The organism is Mesorhizobium sp. B2-4-12 (genome assembly GCF_006441575.1).
Taxonomy (GTDB): Bacteria; Pseudomonadota; Alphaproteobacteria; order Rhizobiales; family Rhizobiaceae; genus Mesorhizobium.
The window spans coordinates 35875-50583 of the sequence record NZ_VFVC01000006.1 but is presented as its reverse complement, the minus strand read 5'-3'; the positions used below and the strand labels follow the sequence as shown (position 1 = coordinate 50583).

Genomic DNA, 14709 nt, shown 5'->3' with positions numbered 1-14709 from the left:
AATATCCGCGCGGCGCGGAAGCGTCAGTCCTGTTTTCCAAGGAATGACGGTCCTTCACCGATGATCTTCTTGTCTTCCTTGCCGACGACATCGAGATCACGCCCTTCATAGGGCAGCGACAGAAGGATGCGCCGTATTACCGCCAGCCGCGCGCGGCGCTTGTCGTTGGCGCGCACGATGATCCATGGCGCGAATTCCTTGTGGGTCCGCTCGAACATGGTGTCGCGCGCCTTGGTGTAGTCGTCCCATTTGGTGATGCCGGCAATGTCGATCGGCGAGAACTTCCAGTTCTTCAACGGACTATAGCGGCGATCGTGAAAACGCTCGAGCTGCGTTTCCTGACCGATATTCAGCCAGAATTTGAAGAAGTGGATATCGTCATTGACGATCATCCGTTCGAAATGCGGTGTCTCGTCGAGAAATTTCTCGTGTTGTTCGGGCGTGCAGAAACCCATAACCGGCTCGACGCCGGCGCGGTTGTACCAGGAACGGTCGAAGGTGACGAATTCGCCCGATGTCGGGAAGTGGTCGACATAACGCTGGTAGTACCATTGCCCCAGTTCGGTCGGGGTTGGCTTGGTCAGCGCCACATTGCGCGCCGTGCGCGGGTTGAGATACTGGCGCACCACGAAGATCGTGCCGCCTTTGCCGGCAGCGTCACGGCCCTCGAACAGCGCCATCACTCGCTTGCCGGTCGCTTGCAGCCATGCCTGCGCCTTGACCAGTTCGATCTGCAAGTTCTTGAGCGTCTGATCGTACTCCTCGCTTTTCATCTTCTTGTCGTAGGGGTAGCCGCCCGCGGTCAGCTTGTTATCCTCAACCCAGTCCGGAAGCTCGGGATTCTCGATATCGAACTCCCGCTCCTCGCCCCCGATCCTGATTTTCAGCGGACCTGAAGTCGGCGCGGCGGAATCTTCCTTGGCTTTTTTCATCGAGACGAACCCTTTTAACCATCCGGACTCATGCTATTGGGAGCCACCACAGCGCCGTGCATCCCGTTTGGACGCGCAAAAAAACGCTGTAGCACTTTTGATTTTGCACATGATCCTCTCCGAAAATCGATTCCCGATTTTCGGGATCATGCGCGGGAGCGGTCCGGCGGAAGTTTCCGCCACCGCCCGGTGGGAAGGCATGGGGCGCAGGCGTGCGAGCGAATGACTGAGCTGGACGCGGAGCAGAAAGGTGTGATGCGAACCATGGCGATCCGGCTGTGGAACGGCCGCTGGCTGTTTGCGGCCGGTGTCGTCGCGGTTCTGATCGCCTTTGCCTTCGCCGGTCTTTCCGCCTACGTGCTGGTGCCGGCGCTGCTGCTGTTGCTCGCGGCCGCGATCCTGCCGGCCGCAGGCATGCGCCAGTCCGACGACAATGCCGCTGCAATCGAGGCGATCGGCCTGCAGCGCCTGTCAGGCGAATATCTGGCGGCGGCCGTCGCCGACCCGCTGATCATCTTCGACCGTGCCGCCACCATCGTCCACGCCAATGCCGCTGCCTTTGCCGCGTTTGGCGGCATCGCGCCGGGCCTGTCGCTGCCGCTGAAATTCCGGGCGCCGGAAATGCAGGCCCTGCTCGATAGCGTGCTGTCGGGCACGATCGCCTCGGATGTCGTCGACTATACCGAGAAGCTGCCGGTCGAGCGGGCTTACCGGGTCAGCGCGTCCTCGGTCGGGCATGGCACCGACCTCTATGTGCTGGTGTTCAAGGATCAGAGCGAGGCGCGACGCATCGATCGCATGCGCGCCGACTTCATCGCCAATGCCAGCCATGAATTGCGCACCCCGCTCGCCTCGATCGCTGGCTTCATCGAAACGCTGCGCGGACCCGCCCGCAACGATCCGGCGGCGCGCGAGCAATTCCTGCAGATCATGCAGAACCAGACCGGGCGCATGGCGCGCCTGATCGACGACCTTCTGTCGCTGTCGCGGCTGGAGATGAAGCCCTATCTGAAGCCGGGGACCGAAGTCGACCTGCGCCAGACCGTCGACAGCGTCATCGATTCGCTTGGTCCGCTTGCCGGGGAAACCAGCGTCGCCATCGAGCGTGACTTCGCCGCAGGCCCCCTCAATGTGCCGGGTGATCGCGACGAGTTGTTCCAGGTCTTTGAAAACCTTCTGGAAAACGCCTGTAAATATGGCCAGTCGGGCGGCCGCGTGGTGGTGTCGATCGCGCACAGCGATGACGGTGCCGAGCCCGGCATCGACGTGACCATCAGGGATTTTGGCCCCGGCATTCCTGAGGAGCACATTCCGCGCATCACCGAGCGTTTCTATCGCATCGATGTCGAGACGAGCCGGACCCAGAAAGGCACGGGCCTCGGCTTGTCCATCGTCAAGCACATCCTGACGCGTCATAACGCCAGGCTGACGATCAAGTCCGAAGTCGGCAAAGGCGCTGCTTTCTCGGTCCATTTGCCGACGGCCTAAATCGCCCTAGTTTTCCACAAGAGCATTTCTTTTTTCTGTCATCCCGTTAGCGTATCAGCGGGGATTCGAGGAAACGACTCAAAATCAAGACACCGTGGGAAGGCATTTCGTCCATGCAGTCCGTGCACATAATGAGCGCCTATGACGAGGAGCTGAAATATCTGTCGAAGCGTATCGCGGCGATGGGCGGCCATGCCGAGCGCATGGTCGAGCAGGCGGTCGCCGCTCTGGTCAATGCCGATCCGGGATTGGCCCAGAAGGTGATCCGCGACGACGTTGTATTGGACGAAGGGCAACGCGAGATCGACGACAAGGCGATCGTCATCATCGCCAAGCGCCAGCCTATGGCGACGGACCTGCGCGAGATCGTCGGCGCCATCCGCATTTCCGCCGATCTCGAGCGGGTCGGCGACCTCGGCAAGAACGTCGCCAAGCGGGTCGTTGCCGTCACCGATGGCCGCCAGCCGAACAGCCTGTTCCGTGGCCTGGAGGCCCTGGCCAACCTGGCGCTGACCCAGCTCAAGGAAGTTCTCGACGTCTACGCCTCGCGCTCGGTCGACAAGATCGGCTTCGTGCGCGACCGTGACGACCAGATCGACGCCATGTACACGTCGCTGTTTCGTGAATTGCTCACCTACATGATGGAAGATCCGCGCAACATCACGCCCTGCACGCATCTCCTGTTCTGCGCCAAGAACATTGAGCGCATCGGCGACCACGCCACCAACATCGCCGAGACCATCTACTACATCGTGACCGGCGATCAGATGCCGGCCGAACGGCCCAAGGGCGACAAGACGGACAAGATCAGCCTTTCCGCAACGCAGCCGATGAACTGACCGCTCTTCCTCTCGAACGCTTGATCATATTGCGCTAAACTATCCCGAAGTAAGCCTGTTGGTTCCCAATGGAGGCAAGGCTTTCGGGAGGCTGTGATGGAATATGTCCGGGCGTTCAAGCCCGCGCCGCCGACGTCGGGCATCATCGCCTCCAGTGTCTACACCGCTGGGCGCCGTATCGCCGACATCCCGATCGAGGAAGCCGGCGAATGGGCCAGGAAATCCGGACACGTCGTCTGGATCGGGCTGCTCGAACCCGATCGCGACCTCCTGCTGCGCGTCAAGGCGCAATTCCATCTGCATGAACTGGCGATCGAAGATGCCGAGCATCCACACCAGCGGCCGAAGCTTGAGCAATATGGCGACGCGCTGTTCATCGTCGCCCGCACGGCGCAGTTGATCGACGGACGGGTTACCTTCGGCGAAACGCATCTCTTTGTCGGCTCAGGCTACATTGTCAGCGTCAGGCATGGCCCGTCGACGTCCTATGCCGCCGTGCGTCAGCATTGGGAAAGCTGCCCGCACTCGCTGGCCAAGGGTGAGGATTTCGTCCTCTACGCCATACTCGATTTCATCGTCGACAATTACATGCCCGTACTCGAGCAGATCGAGGACGAGGTCGAGGCGATCGAGGACAAGGTCCTTTTGAAGCCGATGACAGGCCCTGACATCGAACGGCTCTACATGCTGCGCCGCGATCTCCTGCGCTTGCGCAATGCCGCGCTGCCGCTGGTCGAGGTCTGCCGTCGGCTGACCAGCTCCGATCTGCCGCAGATCCATTCCGCCATGCACCCGCTGTTCCGCGACGTGACCGACCACATCCGCACCGTCCAGGAAAAGATCGACAGTTTGCGCGAGGTGTTGGCGTTCGCCTTCGAGGCCAGTCTTCTGGTGGGTCAGAGCCAGGAAACGGCGATCTCCAAGAAACTCGCCTCGTGGGCGGCCATCCTGGCCGTGCCGACCGCATTCGCCGGCATCTACGGCATGAACTTCACCGACATGCCGGAACTGAAGATGGAATATGGCTATCCCATCGTTCTCACCGTCATCGCGCTGATCTGCGCGGTTCTCTACTGGCGGTTTCGCAAGAATGGGTGGCTGTGACAGTAGGGTAGTAGGGCAGTAGGGCAGTAGGGCAGTAGGGCAGTAGGGCAGTAGGGCAGTAGGGCAGTAGGCTAAGACAAAGCCTCACGAGCGCAGTTCAAAAACATACTGCCTTACTGCCCTATTCCCCTAATTTACCGACTGCGCCGCCGCTCCGCCGCCGGCTGGAACGCAACGCGGGCGTGGTATTTGCAGTAGGGACCGGTTTCGGCGGCCTCGTTGCCGCAGAAATTGAAATCCTCCGAGAGCGGATCGCCATTCGGCCATTTGCAGGTGCGCTCGGTCAGTTCGACGAGTTGCAGATGCCGTGAGATCGGTATCACGACATTCTCGACCGGGCGGATATAGTGCCGCGCCACCGGTTCGGCGTCGAATTGCGTCTGAAGGGCAGTCGCGCCGATCGATGTCGTGACATGGCGAGCCGCGGTCGCGGCGCGCGCCACTGATTTCTGGATGGTCGAGCCTTGCGTCGCCTTCTTCTGGCGTGCCGGCGTCGCCGTTGCGCGGCCGCGGCCCGACAGCTTCAGCCGATGCACCTTGCCGATGACCGCATTGCGGCTGACCCCTCCAAGCTGCGCAGCAATCTGGCTTGCGCTCAGACCCTCCGACCACAGTTTTCTGAGAAGTTCGACCCGCTCGTCAGTCCAGTTCATGAGACCGCGCTCCTGCTAAGCGTGCGGCAATCAGAATCCATTCCCGACCCAGCACCACTGCTGGGACAGACACCACATATATCTGGTGATTAGGTCCGCCGCACGAAATCTAGTTATTTCTCGACTACAATTACCTTATGCGCTGACTCGGTGACAAGAGTCCCAAGTGCAACACGAATCGGTTTTTTCGGTTTTCCCCAACTTGCCCGGTCGCTTATGAGCCGGCATCTCGTCAGGGGGGGCTTGCCGCGTGCCACTACGCGACGTTTTCGTTGACTTCATGGCCGAAAAACCCGATAAGCCGCAAAGGCCGCCGCTTTGGCGGCTTTTTTGATTTTCCGGTACCGGAGACGCATATAATGAGCGGTTCGGCGCTTTTCGAGACCTTTTCTCGCGCACCCCTGGCTTTCGACCACGGGGAAGGCACCTGGTTGGTTACGGACAAGGGCGAGCGATATCTCGATTTCGCCGGCGGCATCGCGGTCAATTCGCTGGGCCACGGCCACCCGCGTCTGGTCGCCGCCCTCACCGAGCAGGCGGCAAAACTCTGGCACGTCTCCAATCTCTACCAGATACCGGAACAGAGCCGGCTCGGCGAACGCCTGGTTGACGCCACTTTCGCAGACAAGGTGTTCTTCACCAACTCCGGCGCCGAGGCGTTGGAATGCGCTATCAAGACGGCGCGGCGCTACCACTTCGTCAAGGGCCATCCCGAGCGCTTCCGCATCATCACCTTCGAAGGCGCCTTCCATGGCCGCACGCTGGCGACCATCGCGGCGGGCGGTCAATACAAATATCTCGAAGGGTTCGGACCCAAGGTCGAAGGCTTCGACCAGGTCGGCTTCGACGACATCGATGCCGCCGAAAAGGCGATTACGCCTGAGACCGCCGCGATCCTGATCGAGCCGGTGCAAGGCGAGGGCGGCATCCGCCCGGTGCCGGTGCAATCACTGAAGCGGCTGCGTCAGCTTTGCGACCAGCACGGGCTGCTGTTGATCTATGATGAGGTTCAGTGCGGCATTGGCCGCACCGGAAAACTGTTCGCGCATGAATGGTCAGGCGTCACCCCCGATATCATGGCGATCGCCAAGGGCATTGGCGGCGGCTTCCCGATGGGTGCCTGCCTTGCCACCGACGAGGCGGTTGTCGGCATGACCACTGGCGTGCACGGCACGACCTTCGGTGGCAACCCGCTGGCCATGGCGGTCGGCAACGCCGTGCTCGACGTCGTGCTGGAAGACGGCTTCCTCGATGACGTCCAGCGCAAGGCGCTGCTGATGAAGCAGGGACTTGCCGCGGTCGCCGACGAGTTTCCCGAAGTCATCGAAGGCATTAGGGGCACCGGCCTGATGCTCGGCATCAAATGCGCCATGCCCAACACCAAGGTCAACATGGCGCTGCGCGACCAGCATTTGCTGGCGGTTCCGGCCGGCGACAACGTCATCCGCCTGCTGCCGCCGCTTACCGTCACAGACGCCGAGATCCACGACGCGCTCAACCGCATCCGCGCTGGTGCCAAAGGCCTGGCGGATGCCATTGCCGTGGCCGCCGCGAAGTAATCCCGGAACCATTGCTGATGTCAGTTCGCCACTTCACCGACCTTTCCGCCGTTTCCGAAGGCGACCTGCGCTTCATGCTGACGGACGCGGTGGCGCGCAAGGCGCGCCTCAAGGCGGGCGAGCGATCGAAGCCGCTCGAAGGCAAGGTGCTGGCCATGATCTTCGACAAGCCGTCGACGCGCACGCGCGTCTCCTTCGATGTCGGCATGCGCCAGCTTGGAGGCGAGACCATAATGCTGACCGGCACCGAGATGCAGCTCGGCCGTTCCGAGACCATCGCCGACACCGCCAAGGTGCTGTCGCGCTATGTCGATGCCATCATGATCCGCACCACCTCGCATGAGCGGCTGCTGGAGCTGACCGAGAATGCCACTGTTCCGGTGATCAACGGCCTGACCGACGACACCCATCCTTGCCAGCTGATGGCCGATATCATGACCTTCGAGGAGCATCGCGGTCCGGTTGCCGGCAAGACCATCGCCTGGACCGGCGACGGCAACAATGTGCTGCATTCGCTGCTCGAAGCGTCGGCGCGTTTCCGCTTCAACCTGAATGTCGCAGTGCCCGAGGGCAGCGATCCGTTCGAAAGATATGTCGACTGGTCAAAGGCCAATGGCGGCAGGATCAGCTTCGCCCGCTCGGCCGAAGAAGCCGTCGACCAGGCGGATTGTGTGGTCACCGACAGCTGGGTGTCGATGGGCCAGGAGCATCGTGCACGCGGCCACAACGTCTTCCTGCCCTATCAGGTCAATGCGGCGCTGATGGCCAAGGCAAAGCCGGACGCCCTGTTCATGCATTGCCTGCCGGCGCATCGCGGCGAGGAGGTGACCGACGAGGTCATGGACGGGCCGCATTCGGTGGTCTTCGACGAGGCCGAGAACCGGCTTCATGCCCAGAAGGCCGTGCTCGCCTGGTGTCTTGGTGCTTGAAGTGTCTTGGTGCTTGAAGATCCGCGGGGGCGCGATCCCTATCTGCGCCGCATCACGCAAATCAAGCGCGTTTGGACGCATGTGCCCACCGGGGCCGCATGGCCGCGCCCTGGAGCTTTGTCATGTTGGAAACCCATCAAGTGACTGAACATCACCCCAAACTCGGCGAGTTCGGCTACGCTGGCGACGACCATGTCGTGCCTTTCGAGGTCGGTCCGCTCGACGTACGCGGCCGCACGGTGCAACTCGGGCCGATGCTCGACGCCATCCTCGGCCGCCATGACTATCCCGAGCCGGTTGCCCGCCTGCTCGCGGAAGCCTGTGTGCTCACGGTGCTGCTCGGCACCTCGCTCAAATTCGAGGGCAAGTTCATCCTGCAGACCCGCACCGACGGGCCGGTCGACATGCTGGTGGCGGATTTTTCCACACCCTCGGCGCTGCGCGCCTACGCGCGCTTCGATGCGGATCGGCTCGAGGCACTGGTCGCGGCAGGCGAGACGTCCCAGCAGACGCTGCTTGGCAGCGGCGTGCTGGCGCTGACCATCGACCAGGGCGCCCATACGCAACGCTATCAGGGCATCGTCCAGCTCGACGGCGAAACGCTGGAAGACGCGGCACGCACCTATTTCCGCCAGTCGGAACAGATTCCGACCGACATCAGGCTCTCCGTGGCCAAGCTGCTGACGCCCGGCGTCGGCGGCACGCGCGAGCAGTGGCGTGCCGGCGGCATCCTGGCGCAGTTCCTGCCGCAGGCGTCCGAGCGCATGCGCGTCCCGGACCTGCATGGCGGCGATGGCGATCCGCGCGAGGAGATCCATGATCCCACGGACAATTCCTGGCAGGAATTGCTGGCGCTGCTCGGCACCATCGAACCGACGGAACTGATCGATCCCACGATCGGCGCCGAGCGGCTGCTTTACAGGCTGTTCCACGAGCACGGCGTGCGCGTCTTCGGCGGCGTCCCCGTCGCCGACCAGTGCTCATGCTCCAGGGACAAGATCCGCGGCATCCTCGAAGGCTTCTCCGCGCAGGAGATCAGGGACAGCACCGAGGACGGCGGCATCCATGTCGCCTGCGAATTCTGCTCGAAGCAATATGACTTCGACCCGGCGGAATTCGCGGCGGCGAAGTGAAATACCGGTCTTCTCCCCTTTCACGGGGAGAAGGTGCCGGCAGGCGGATGAGGGGCAGCGCAACCTTCGGCAGTGATCGCGCGGATCCACCCAGCGCTTGTATGTTCTCACGAGCTGCCGCCCTCGTTGCCCTGATGGGCATTTCTCCCCGAATAGTGACGCCATCGCAGCGGACCTCGCCAATCGCTGAGGTCTAATTCACGGTCCGCTTTGTCCCCGGCAGGTCGAGCGAGAAGGCGGGGATGGCGATGTCGAACGTCTCGCCGCGTTTGTTGCGCATCGTGTAGTGCCCGACCATGATCCCTGACGGCGTCGAGAGCGGGCAGCCGGACGTGTATTGATAGCTGTCGCCGGGGTTGAGTTCGGGCTGGTCCCCGACAACGCCCGGCCCGCGCACCTCCTCGACCCGGCCCGCTCCGTCGGTGATGTGCCAATAGCGCGACAGAAGCTGCACGAACTCGTCCGACTGGTTGTCGATCGTTATCTGATAGCCCCAGACGTAGCGGTTCTCCGAAGGGTCCGAACGATCCTCGAGATAGAACGGCCTGACCTGCACTTCAATGTTGCGCGTGACGGCGCGGTACATGAGCGGCTCCAAAACAATCCGGTACCTTTCGGCGCTCCCAGCGAGCAGGTCAACGTGCGCGTCTTGTCGCGCGTGACCCTGAAAGGCAGGTGGCGGCAAAGAATGTCATTTAAGTGACACATGACAATGGTGGTGTGCGCGCACGGGCGACTCGGCGCTCTGCCGACCTGTTGAAACGGCCGTCACGCGGGCCGTCCTTTCTGGAGTGACCAGATATCGATGGAACTCACTCTCATAGCCGCCTCGCTCTCGACCGCACTCATCCTTTCAAATGCCGCCAGCATTGCGCTTGCCACCTCACAGCTGAAACGGCGCACCACGATCGCACCGCCAGCCGGCAGATCGCTGCCGGTGTCAATTGTCGTACCATCGCGTGGCGTCGAGCCGTTCACGCACGAGACACTGGAGCGCGCCTTCTCGCTCGACTGGCCGCGCTATGAACTGATCTTCTGCGTCGCCCATGCCGACGATCCGGTGGTCACGCTGATCCGTGCCGCCATGGGGCGCTTTCCCAAAGTGCCAGCCCGCCTGTTGATCGGCGATGATCGGATCAGCGCCAATCCCAAGCTCAACAATTGCGTCAAGGGCTGGGAAGCGGCGCGCCACAACTGGGTCATTCTTGCCGATTCCAACGTGCTGATGCCGAGGGACTACATTCAGCATTTGATGGCGGCATGGCGGCCGGATACCGGCCTTGTCTGCTCGACGCCGATCGGTTCGCGGCCCGATGGCTTCTGGGCTGAGGTCGAATGCGCCTTTCTCAACACGCTGCAGGCGCGCTGGCAATATGCCGGCGAGGCGCTTGGGCTAGGCTTTGCCCAGGGCAAGAGCATGCTGTGGAACAAGCCCATGCTGGATGCCAATGGCGGCATTCGCGCGCTGGCCGCCGAGATCGCCGAGGACGCCGCCGCGACCAAGCTGGTGAACGGGCTTGGCCTGCGCGTCAATCTCGTTGCCGCGCCTTTCGAGCAGCCGCTCGGCCGGCGCACGCTTGGCGAGATCTGGTCGCGCCAGGCCCGCTGGGCTCGCCTGCGCCGCGTCACCTTCCCGCTGTTCTTCGCGCCTGAAATCCTGACTGGTGCCGTGGTGCCGCTGCTGCTTGCGCTGGCCGCGGCGGCAAGCGCCGGCTTCAGCCTGCCGCTCACGGCCATCGCCGTTTTGGCGGCCTTCTACCTTCCGGAATGTGCCCTGGCCTGGTCCAAGGGCTGGTACCTGTCATCGCGCATCGTCGCGGCGATCATGGTGCGCGACCTCATCCTGCCGGCGATGTGGGCACGTGGCTGGCTCGGCGGCGCCGTCGACTGGCGCGGCAATGCGATGACCATCGGCACCAAGGCGACCGAACTGGAGGAGACGCCGTCGCGCGCCTGAAGCCGCGTAGGCAGGCCTTACTTGGCCGTCTGCAACGCCTGCGCGATGTCTTCCAGAAGGTCGTCGGTATCCTCAAGGCCGACCGACAGCCTGAGCGTACCTGGCCCGATGCCGAGTTCGGCGCGGGCCTCGTCCGTCAGGTTCTTGTGGGTGGTCGTCGCCGGATGCGTGATCAGGCTCTTGGCATCGCCGAGATTGTTCGAGATCAGCACGATGTCGAGCGCGTTCTGCAAGGCGAAAGCCGCCTGCTTGCCGCCCTTGACGTCGAGGCAGATCAGCGTCGAGCCGCCCGACATCTGCTTCTTGACGATATCCGCCTGCGGATGGTCGGCGCGGCCGGGATAGATCACGCGGGCGATCTGCGGCTGCTCGGCGAGGAAGTCGGCGATCTTGCCGGCGCTTTCCGTCTGTTGGCGCACGCGCAGCGGCAGCGTCTCCAGGCCCTTCAGCAGCGTCCAGGCATTGAAGGGCGACAGGCTGGGGCCGGTATGGCGGAAATAGTCGTGCAGGTTCTTGTCGATCCACTCCTTGTCCGACAGGATCACGCCGCCCAGACAGCGGCCCTGGCCGTCGATGTGCTTGGTCGCCGAATAAACGACGATGTGGGCGCCGAGCTGCAGCGGCTTCTGCTGCAAAGGCGTGGCGAAGACATTGTCGACGACAAGCCGTGCGCCGATCGAATTGGCAAGTGCGGCGACTGCCGTGATGTCGACCACTTCCAGCGTCGGGTTGGTCGGGCTTTCCAGGAAGAACAGCTTGGTGTTCGGCCTCACCGCCTTTTCCCAGTTGGCGATGTCGGTGCCGTCGACCAGCGTCGCCTCGATGCCGTAGCGCGGCGCCAGCGTCTCGACCACCCAGCGGCAGGACCCGAACAGCGCGCGCGCCGCCACGATGTGGTCACCGGCCTTGACGCTGCACAGGAGCGCCGCCGTTACCGCAGCCATGCCGGATGCCGTGGCGCGGGCATCCTCCGCACCTTCCAGCGCACACATGCGCTTCTCGAACATATCGACGGTCGGATTGGCGTAGCGCGAATAGATGAAGCCCGGTTCCTCGCCCTTGAAACGGGCTTCGGCGGCCTGCGCCGTCTCATAGACATAGCCCTGGGTCAGGTATATCGCCTCGGAGGTCTCGCCGAAGCCGGAACGCAGGGTCCCGCCATGCACGAGGGCTGTCTGAGGCTTCCAGTTGCGCTTCTTGGTGCTCATTGCTTTTGTTCCAGACACAAAAAAACCGGCCGCGAAAGTCGCAACCGGTCCATACGGCCTTGCGGCCCGACGGTCCTTTAGCGACTTGTTTAACGTGGCTGCAAGCCGACCGGCCAAATCACCACGGGATAACGACCCTTTAGACCCGCGCCACGCTTGCGTCAATTGCCGGCTTCATTAAGAGGGTTGTACCAGACCTCGCCCGGCCTTCGAGCGGAGCAAGACTTTGCGGCAGACAGGCATTCTTCCCGATCAGGACATTTCGGCGCTGTTCCAGTCCGGCGCGCTGAAGTCGCCACGCGCGCTCGATGTCGACCAGATCCAGCCGGCGAGCCTTGATCTCAGGCTCGGCGACAAGGCATGGCGGGTGCGGGCTTCCTTTCTGCCCGGTCCAAGCCACAAGGTTTCGGAAAAGCTCGATCGGCTGCAGCTTCACGAGATCAACCTGACCGAGGGCGCGGTGCTGGAAACCGGCTGCGTCTACATCGTGCCGCTGCTCGAAAGCCTGGCATTGCCAGCCGACATTTCTGCATCGGCCAATCCGAAAAGTTCGACCGGGCGGCTGGACATCTTCACCCGTGTCATGACCGACCGGGGGCATGAGTTCGACAAGATCGCCGCCGGCTATACCGGTCCGCTCTATCTGGAAGTCAGCCCGCGCACCTTCCCGATCGTCGTGCGCACCGGCTCGCGCCTGTCGCAGATCCGTTTCCGAACGGGCAATGCGCTGCTCTCGGAAGCCGAACTGCATGAATTGCACCGCGCCGAGATGCTGGTCGCCACCGAACCGCCGAACATTTCGGGCGGGGGCATCGCGCTGTCGATCGACCTCAATGGCGACAGTGACGGGTTGATCGGCTATCGCGGCAAGCATCACACCGGTCTCGTCGATGTCGACAAGCGCGCGGCGCAGGATGTCCTCGATTTCTGGGAGCCGATCCACAAGAGCGGCGCCGGCGAACTGGTGCTCGATCCCGATGAGTTCTACATCCTCGTCAGCCAGGAAGCGGTACATGTGCCGCCGCTCTACGCCGCCGAGATGACGCCGTTCGACCCGCTGGTCGGCGAGTTCCGCGTCCACTATGCCGGCTTCTTCGATCCGGGTTTCGGCCATTCGGCGGCCGGCGGCACCGGCAGCCGGGCGGTGCTCGAAGTGCGCAGCCACGAAGTGCCGTTCATCCTCGACCACGGCCAGATCGTCGGCCGGCTGGTCTACGAGCACATGCTGAAGCGGCCGCAGGCGCTCTACGGCACCGATCTCGGCTCCAACTACCAGGCGCAGGGCCTCAAGCTCTCAAAGCATTTCCGCGCCGCGCGCTGATCCAGGCGAGATTCAGTAGGGATCGACCCCAATCCCGTCAGCTGCGAAACAAATACTCCGTCGCGGCGCCAAGACAGGAATGAAAGTGGCCGATAAACAGCAGTTCGCGTACGGACAAGCGCTTTCGACCCCAAAATCCCTCGGTCTGCTTCTCCTCATCGAGCGGAGAGCTCGCCCCTGAATCCAGAGGGAACAACTGCTTGTCGAGGCATCCGAGGACATGGGCTCTGGCGGAGTCGATACCGCAGGGCCCGGCATTGTCATTCAGCTTGTCAGCGCGAAGCGCGGAGGTCATGCGATCCGCGTTGCGCATCAGAAAGCTGGTTTGTGTCTTCGAGTAACCCGTCGCCAGAAGCCGGTTCGTCATTGCTGAGCGAGCTTCGCGGTAGGATTGTGCGCTGCATTGACCAGCGCTGTAAGTGGCAACGGAAGAGCAGGCGAGGAACAGAGCCACGCCCGCCAACAGATTGCCACGCCGTGTCACGCGCATTTTTTCTCAGCTATCTCAAAGCGCCTTCACGACCACACTCACCGGCTGCTCGATCTCCAGCGGATTGCGCAGCGGCAGTCCGAAATCCCCGGCCTCGATCTCGAACACGTCGCCGGCCTCGGTCCTGATGCCATCGGCGAAGGACAATGTCGCCGTGCCGAACATATGCACATGCACATCGCCCGGCTGGCGGAACGCCGAATATTTGAAATGATGGTGTTCGAGATTGGCGATGGTGTGCGACATGTTGGCTTCGCCCGACAGGAACGGCTTTTCCCACAGCGTCTTGCCGTCGCGCACGATGCGCGATGTGCCGCGGATGTCGGAAGGCAGCTCGCCGATCAGGATCTCCGGCCCGAACGAGGCGTTGCGCAGCTTGGAATGGGCTAGGAAGAGATAGTTCACGCGCTCGGTCACATGGTCGGAAAACTCGTTCGACAGCGTGAAGCCGACGCGGAACGGCGCGCCGTCGTCGCCGATGACATAGATGCCGGCGATCTCGGGTTCTTCGCCGGCGTCCCTGGCGAACGCCGGTGACAGGAGCGCGGCACCCGGCGCCACCGCCATCGTGCCGTTGCCCTTGTAGAACCATTCCGGCTGCACGCCGACCTGGCCCTTCGCCGGTTTGCCGCCTTCCAGGCCCATGCGGAACATCTTCATGGAATCGGTGAGCTGTTCCTCGCCGTCGGTGCTGAGCTTCCTGTGCATGGAATCGCGCGTCGCCGCCGAACCGAGATGCGTCAAGCCGGTGCCGGTCAGATGCAGGTGCGCCGGATCGGGGTGATTGATCGGCGACAACAGCCGCCCCTTCTTGTAGGCGGCGTCGAGATCGACCGTCTCGCCGAGCCCCTTGCGCTCGATCAGGGTGGCGAGGCCGATGCCGGTGCGGGCAGCCTCCATCGCCAGCGAATAGACGCTGCGGGCGCCGTTGATGATCCGGGTCTTGCCGCCGCTGCGGGCAACGACACGGATGGTCTCGGCGTCGTCGAGAATTTGCGAGATCAGCATGATCAGTCCTCTCTCATGTGCCTTGGCATGGCTCCCAGCTGGGCAAACCTTCCCAAGCGCGGCTGGAACGTTGTCCATGCCACGGGTG

The 14709-nt window shown here is 62.7% G+C and carries 15 protein-coding genes and 1 riboswitch; of the genes, 9 read left to right on the top strand and 6 right to left on the bottom strand.

Features of this window, described 5'->3' with window-relative positions:
• Positions 1 to 23: 23 nt before the first annotated feature.
• Positions 24 to 932 (bottom strand): polyphosphate kinase 2, encoded by a 909-nt coding sequence (ppk2, locus tag FJ934_RS05735; protein WP_140607678.1) that lies wholly within the window; start codon positions 930 to 932, stop codon positions 24 to 26.
• On the opposite strand from ppk2, the gene FJ934_RS05730 reads away from it, so the two are divergent.
• The 4 genes from FJ934_RS05730 (at position 919) to FJ934_RS05715 (ending at position 4363) form a co-directional block, all read left to right on the top strand.
• Positions 919 to 1158 carry a hypothetical protein gene (locus FJ934_RS05730; RefSeq protein ID WP_140607677.1) on the top strand — a complete coding sequence of 80 codons (240 nt, stop codon included), beginning with the start codon at positions 919 to 921 and terminating at the stop codon, positions 1156 to 1158. The genes ppk2 and FJ934_RS05730 overlap by 14 nt on opposite strands.
• Entirely contained in the window at positions 1155 to 2420 is a 1266-nt protein-coding gene (locus FJ934_RS05725) for an ATP-binding protein (RefSeq protein WP_140607676.1), read from the top strand. Before FJ934_RS05730 ends, FJ934_RS05725 begins: the two co-directional genes overlap by 4 nt.
• Positions 2421 to 2533: 113 nt before the next feature.
• Complete coding sequence (phoU, locus tag FJ934_RS05720) at positions 2534 to 3259, top strand: phosphate signaling complex protein PhoU (protein ID WP_140607675.1); 726 nt, start codon at positions 2534 to 2536, stop codon at positions 3257 to 3259.
• A gap of 96 nt (positions 3260 to 3355) precedes the next feature.
• On the top strand, positions 3356 to 4363 hold the full coding sequence (locus FJ934_RS05715) for a magnesium and cobalt transport protein CorA (protein ID WP_140607674.1): 1008 nt from the start codon (positions 3356 to 3358) through the stop codon (positions 4361 to 4363).
• 134 nt (positions 4364 to 4497) lie between these two features.
• Here FJ934_RS05715 and FJ934_RS05710 read toward each other — a convergent pair whose 3' ends face one another.
• Positions 4498 to 5016: a GcrA family cell cycle regulator gene (locus FJ934_RS05710; RefSeq protein ID WP_140607673.1), complete on the bottom strand. Its 519-nt coding sequence runs from the start codon at positions 5014 to 5016 to the stop codon at positions 4498 to 4500.
• A gap of 359 nt (positions 5017 to 5375) precedes the next feature.
• Between FJ934_RS05710 and FJ934_RS05705 the strand changes: the two genes are divergently transcribed.
• From FJ934_RS05705 to FJ934_RS05695, 3 genes are all read left to right on the top strand, one after another.
• Entirely contained in the window at positions 5376 to 6575 is a 1200-nt protein-coding gene (locus FJ934_RS05705) for an aspartate aminotransferase family protein (protein ID WP_140607672.1), read from the top strand.
• A 17-nt stretch (positions 6576 to 6592) separates the two neighbouring features.
• Positions 6593 to 7504, top strand: coding sequence for an ornithine carbamoyltransferase (gene argF, locus FJ934_RS05700; RefSeq protein WP_140607671.1), 912 nt, complete (start codon positions 6593 to 6595; stop codon positions 7502 to 7504).
• A gap of 98 nt (positions 7505 to 7602) precedes the next feature.
• Complete coding sequence (locus FJ934_RS05695) at positions 7603 to 8637, top strand: Hsp33 family molecular chaperone (protein ID WP_140607670.1); 1035 nt, start codon at positions 7603 to 7605, stop codon at positions 8635 to 8637.
• Positions 8638 to 8830: 193 nt separating this feature from the next.
• Here the strand turns inward: FJ934_RS05695 and apaG are convergent, their stop codons facing one another.
• Complete coding sequence (apaG, locus tag FJ934_RS05690; RefSeq protein WP_140607669.1) at positions 8831 to 9223, bottom strand: Co2+/Mg2+ efflux protein ApaG; 393 nt, start codon at positions 9221 to 9223, stop codon at positions 8831 to 8833.
• Positions 9224 to 9442: 219 nt separating this feature from the next.
• Here apaG and FJ934_RS05685 point away from each other — a divergent pair, with 219 nt between their 5' ends.
• The gene (locus FJ934_RS05685) at positions 9443 to 10594 is read left to right on the top strand and encodes a ceramide glucosyltransferase (RefSeq protein ID WP_140607668.1); all 1152 of its coding nucleotides are present in this window, start codon (positions 9443 to 9445) and stop codon (positions 10592 to 10594) included.
• 17 nt (positions 10595 to 10611) lie between these two features.
• On the opposite strand, the gene FJ934_RS05680 is transcribed toward FJ934_RS05685, so the two are convergent.
• Positions 10612 to 11802: an O-succinylhomoserine sulfhydrylase gene (locus FJ934_RS05680; protein ID WP_140607667.1), complete on the bottom strand. Its 1191-nt coding sequence runs from the start codon at positions 11800 to 11802 to the stop codon at positions 10612 to 10614.
• 57 nt (positions 11803 to 11859) lie between these two features.
• A riboswitch (SAM riboswitch) is annotated at positions 11860 to 11937 on the bottom strand.
• A 91-nt stretch (positions 11938 to 12028) separates the two neighbouring features.
• On the opposite strand from FJ934_RS05680, the gene FJ934_RS05675 reads away from it, so the two are divergent.
• Complete coding sequence (locus FJ934_RS05675) at positions 12029 to 13123, top strand: 2'-deoxycytidine 5'-triphosphate deaminase (protein WP_140607666.1); 1095 nt, start codon at positions 12029 to 12031, stop codon at positions 13121 to 13123.
• 37 nt (positions 13124 to 13160) lie between these two features.
• Here FJ934_RS05675 and FJ934_RS05670 read toward each other — a convergent pair whose 3' ends face one another.
• Together FJ934_RS05670 and araD1 are read right to left on the bottom strand one after the other, a co-directional pair.
• Positions 13161 to 13613, bottom strand: coding sequence for a hypothetical protein (locus tag FJ934_RS05670; protein WP_140607665.1), 453 nt, complete (start codon positions 13611 to 13613; stop codon positions 13161 to 13163).
• A 15-nt stretch (positions 13614 to 13628) separates the two neighbouring features.
• Positions 13629 to 14621: an AraD1 family protein gene (araD1, locus tag FJ934_RS05665; protein WP_140607664.1), complete on the bottom strand. Its 993-nt coding sequence runs from the start codon at positions 14619 to 14621 to the stop codon at positions 13629 to 13631.
• Positions 14622 to 14709: the final 88 nt, after the last annotated feature.

Bases quoted from the DNA above. Each gene is read 5' to 3' on its own strand.
- apaG (WP_140607669.1), bottom strand. From the start codon at position 9,223: ATGTACCGCGCCGTCACGCGCAACATTGAAGTGCAGGTCAGGCCGTTC.
- argF (WP_140607671.1), top strand. From the start codon at position 6,593: ATGTCAGTTCGCCACTTCACCGACCTTTCCGCCGTTTCCGAAGGCGAC.
- FJ934_RS05715 (WP_140607674.1), top strand. From the start codon at position 3,356: ATGGAATATGTCCGGGCGTTCAAGCCCGCGCCGCCGACGTCGGGCATC.
- FJ934_RS05725 (WP_140607676.1), top strand. From the start codon at position 1,155: ATGACTGAGCTGGACGCGGAGCAGAAAGGTGTGATGCGAACCATGGCG.
- FJ934_RS05710 (WP_140607673.1), bottom strand. From the start codon at position 5,016: ATGAACTGGACTGACGAGCGGGTCGAACTTCTCAGAAAACTGTGGTCG.
- phoU (WP_140607675.1), top strand. From the start codon at position 2,534: ATGCAGTCCGTGCACATAATGAGCGCCTATGACGAGGAGCTGAAATAT.
- FJ934_RS05695 (WP_140607670.1), top strand. From the start codon at position 7,603: ATGGCCGCGCCCTGGAGCTTTGTCATGTTGGAAACCCATCAAGTGACT.
- FJ934_RS05705 (WP_140607672.1), top strand. From the start codon at position 5,376: ATGAGCGGTTCGGCGCTTTTCGAGACCTTTTCTCGCGCACCCCTGGCT.
- FJ934_RS05670 (WP_140607665.1), bottom strand. From the start codon at position 13,613: ATGCGCGTGACACGGCGTGGCAATCTGTTGGCGGGCGTGGCTCTGTTC.
- FJ934_RS05680 (WP_140607667.1), bottom strand. From the start codon at position 11,802: ATGAGCACCAAGAAGCGCAACTGGAAGCCTCAGACAGCCCTCGTGCAT.
- FJ934_RS05685 (WP_140607668.1), top strand. From the start codon at position 9,443: ATGGAACTCACTCTCATAGCCGCCTCGCTCTCGACCGCACTCATCCTT.
- araD1 (WP_140607664.1), bottom strand. From the start codon at position 14,621: ATGCTGATCTCGCAAATTCTCGACGACGCCGAGACCATCCGTGTCGTT.
- ppk2 (WP_140607678.1), bottom strand. From the start codon at position 932: ATGAAAAAAGCCAAGGAAGATTCCGCCGCGCCGACTTCAGGTCCGCTG.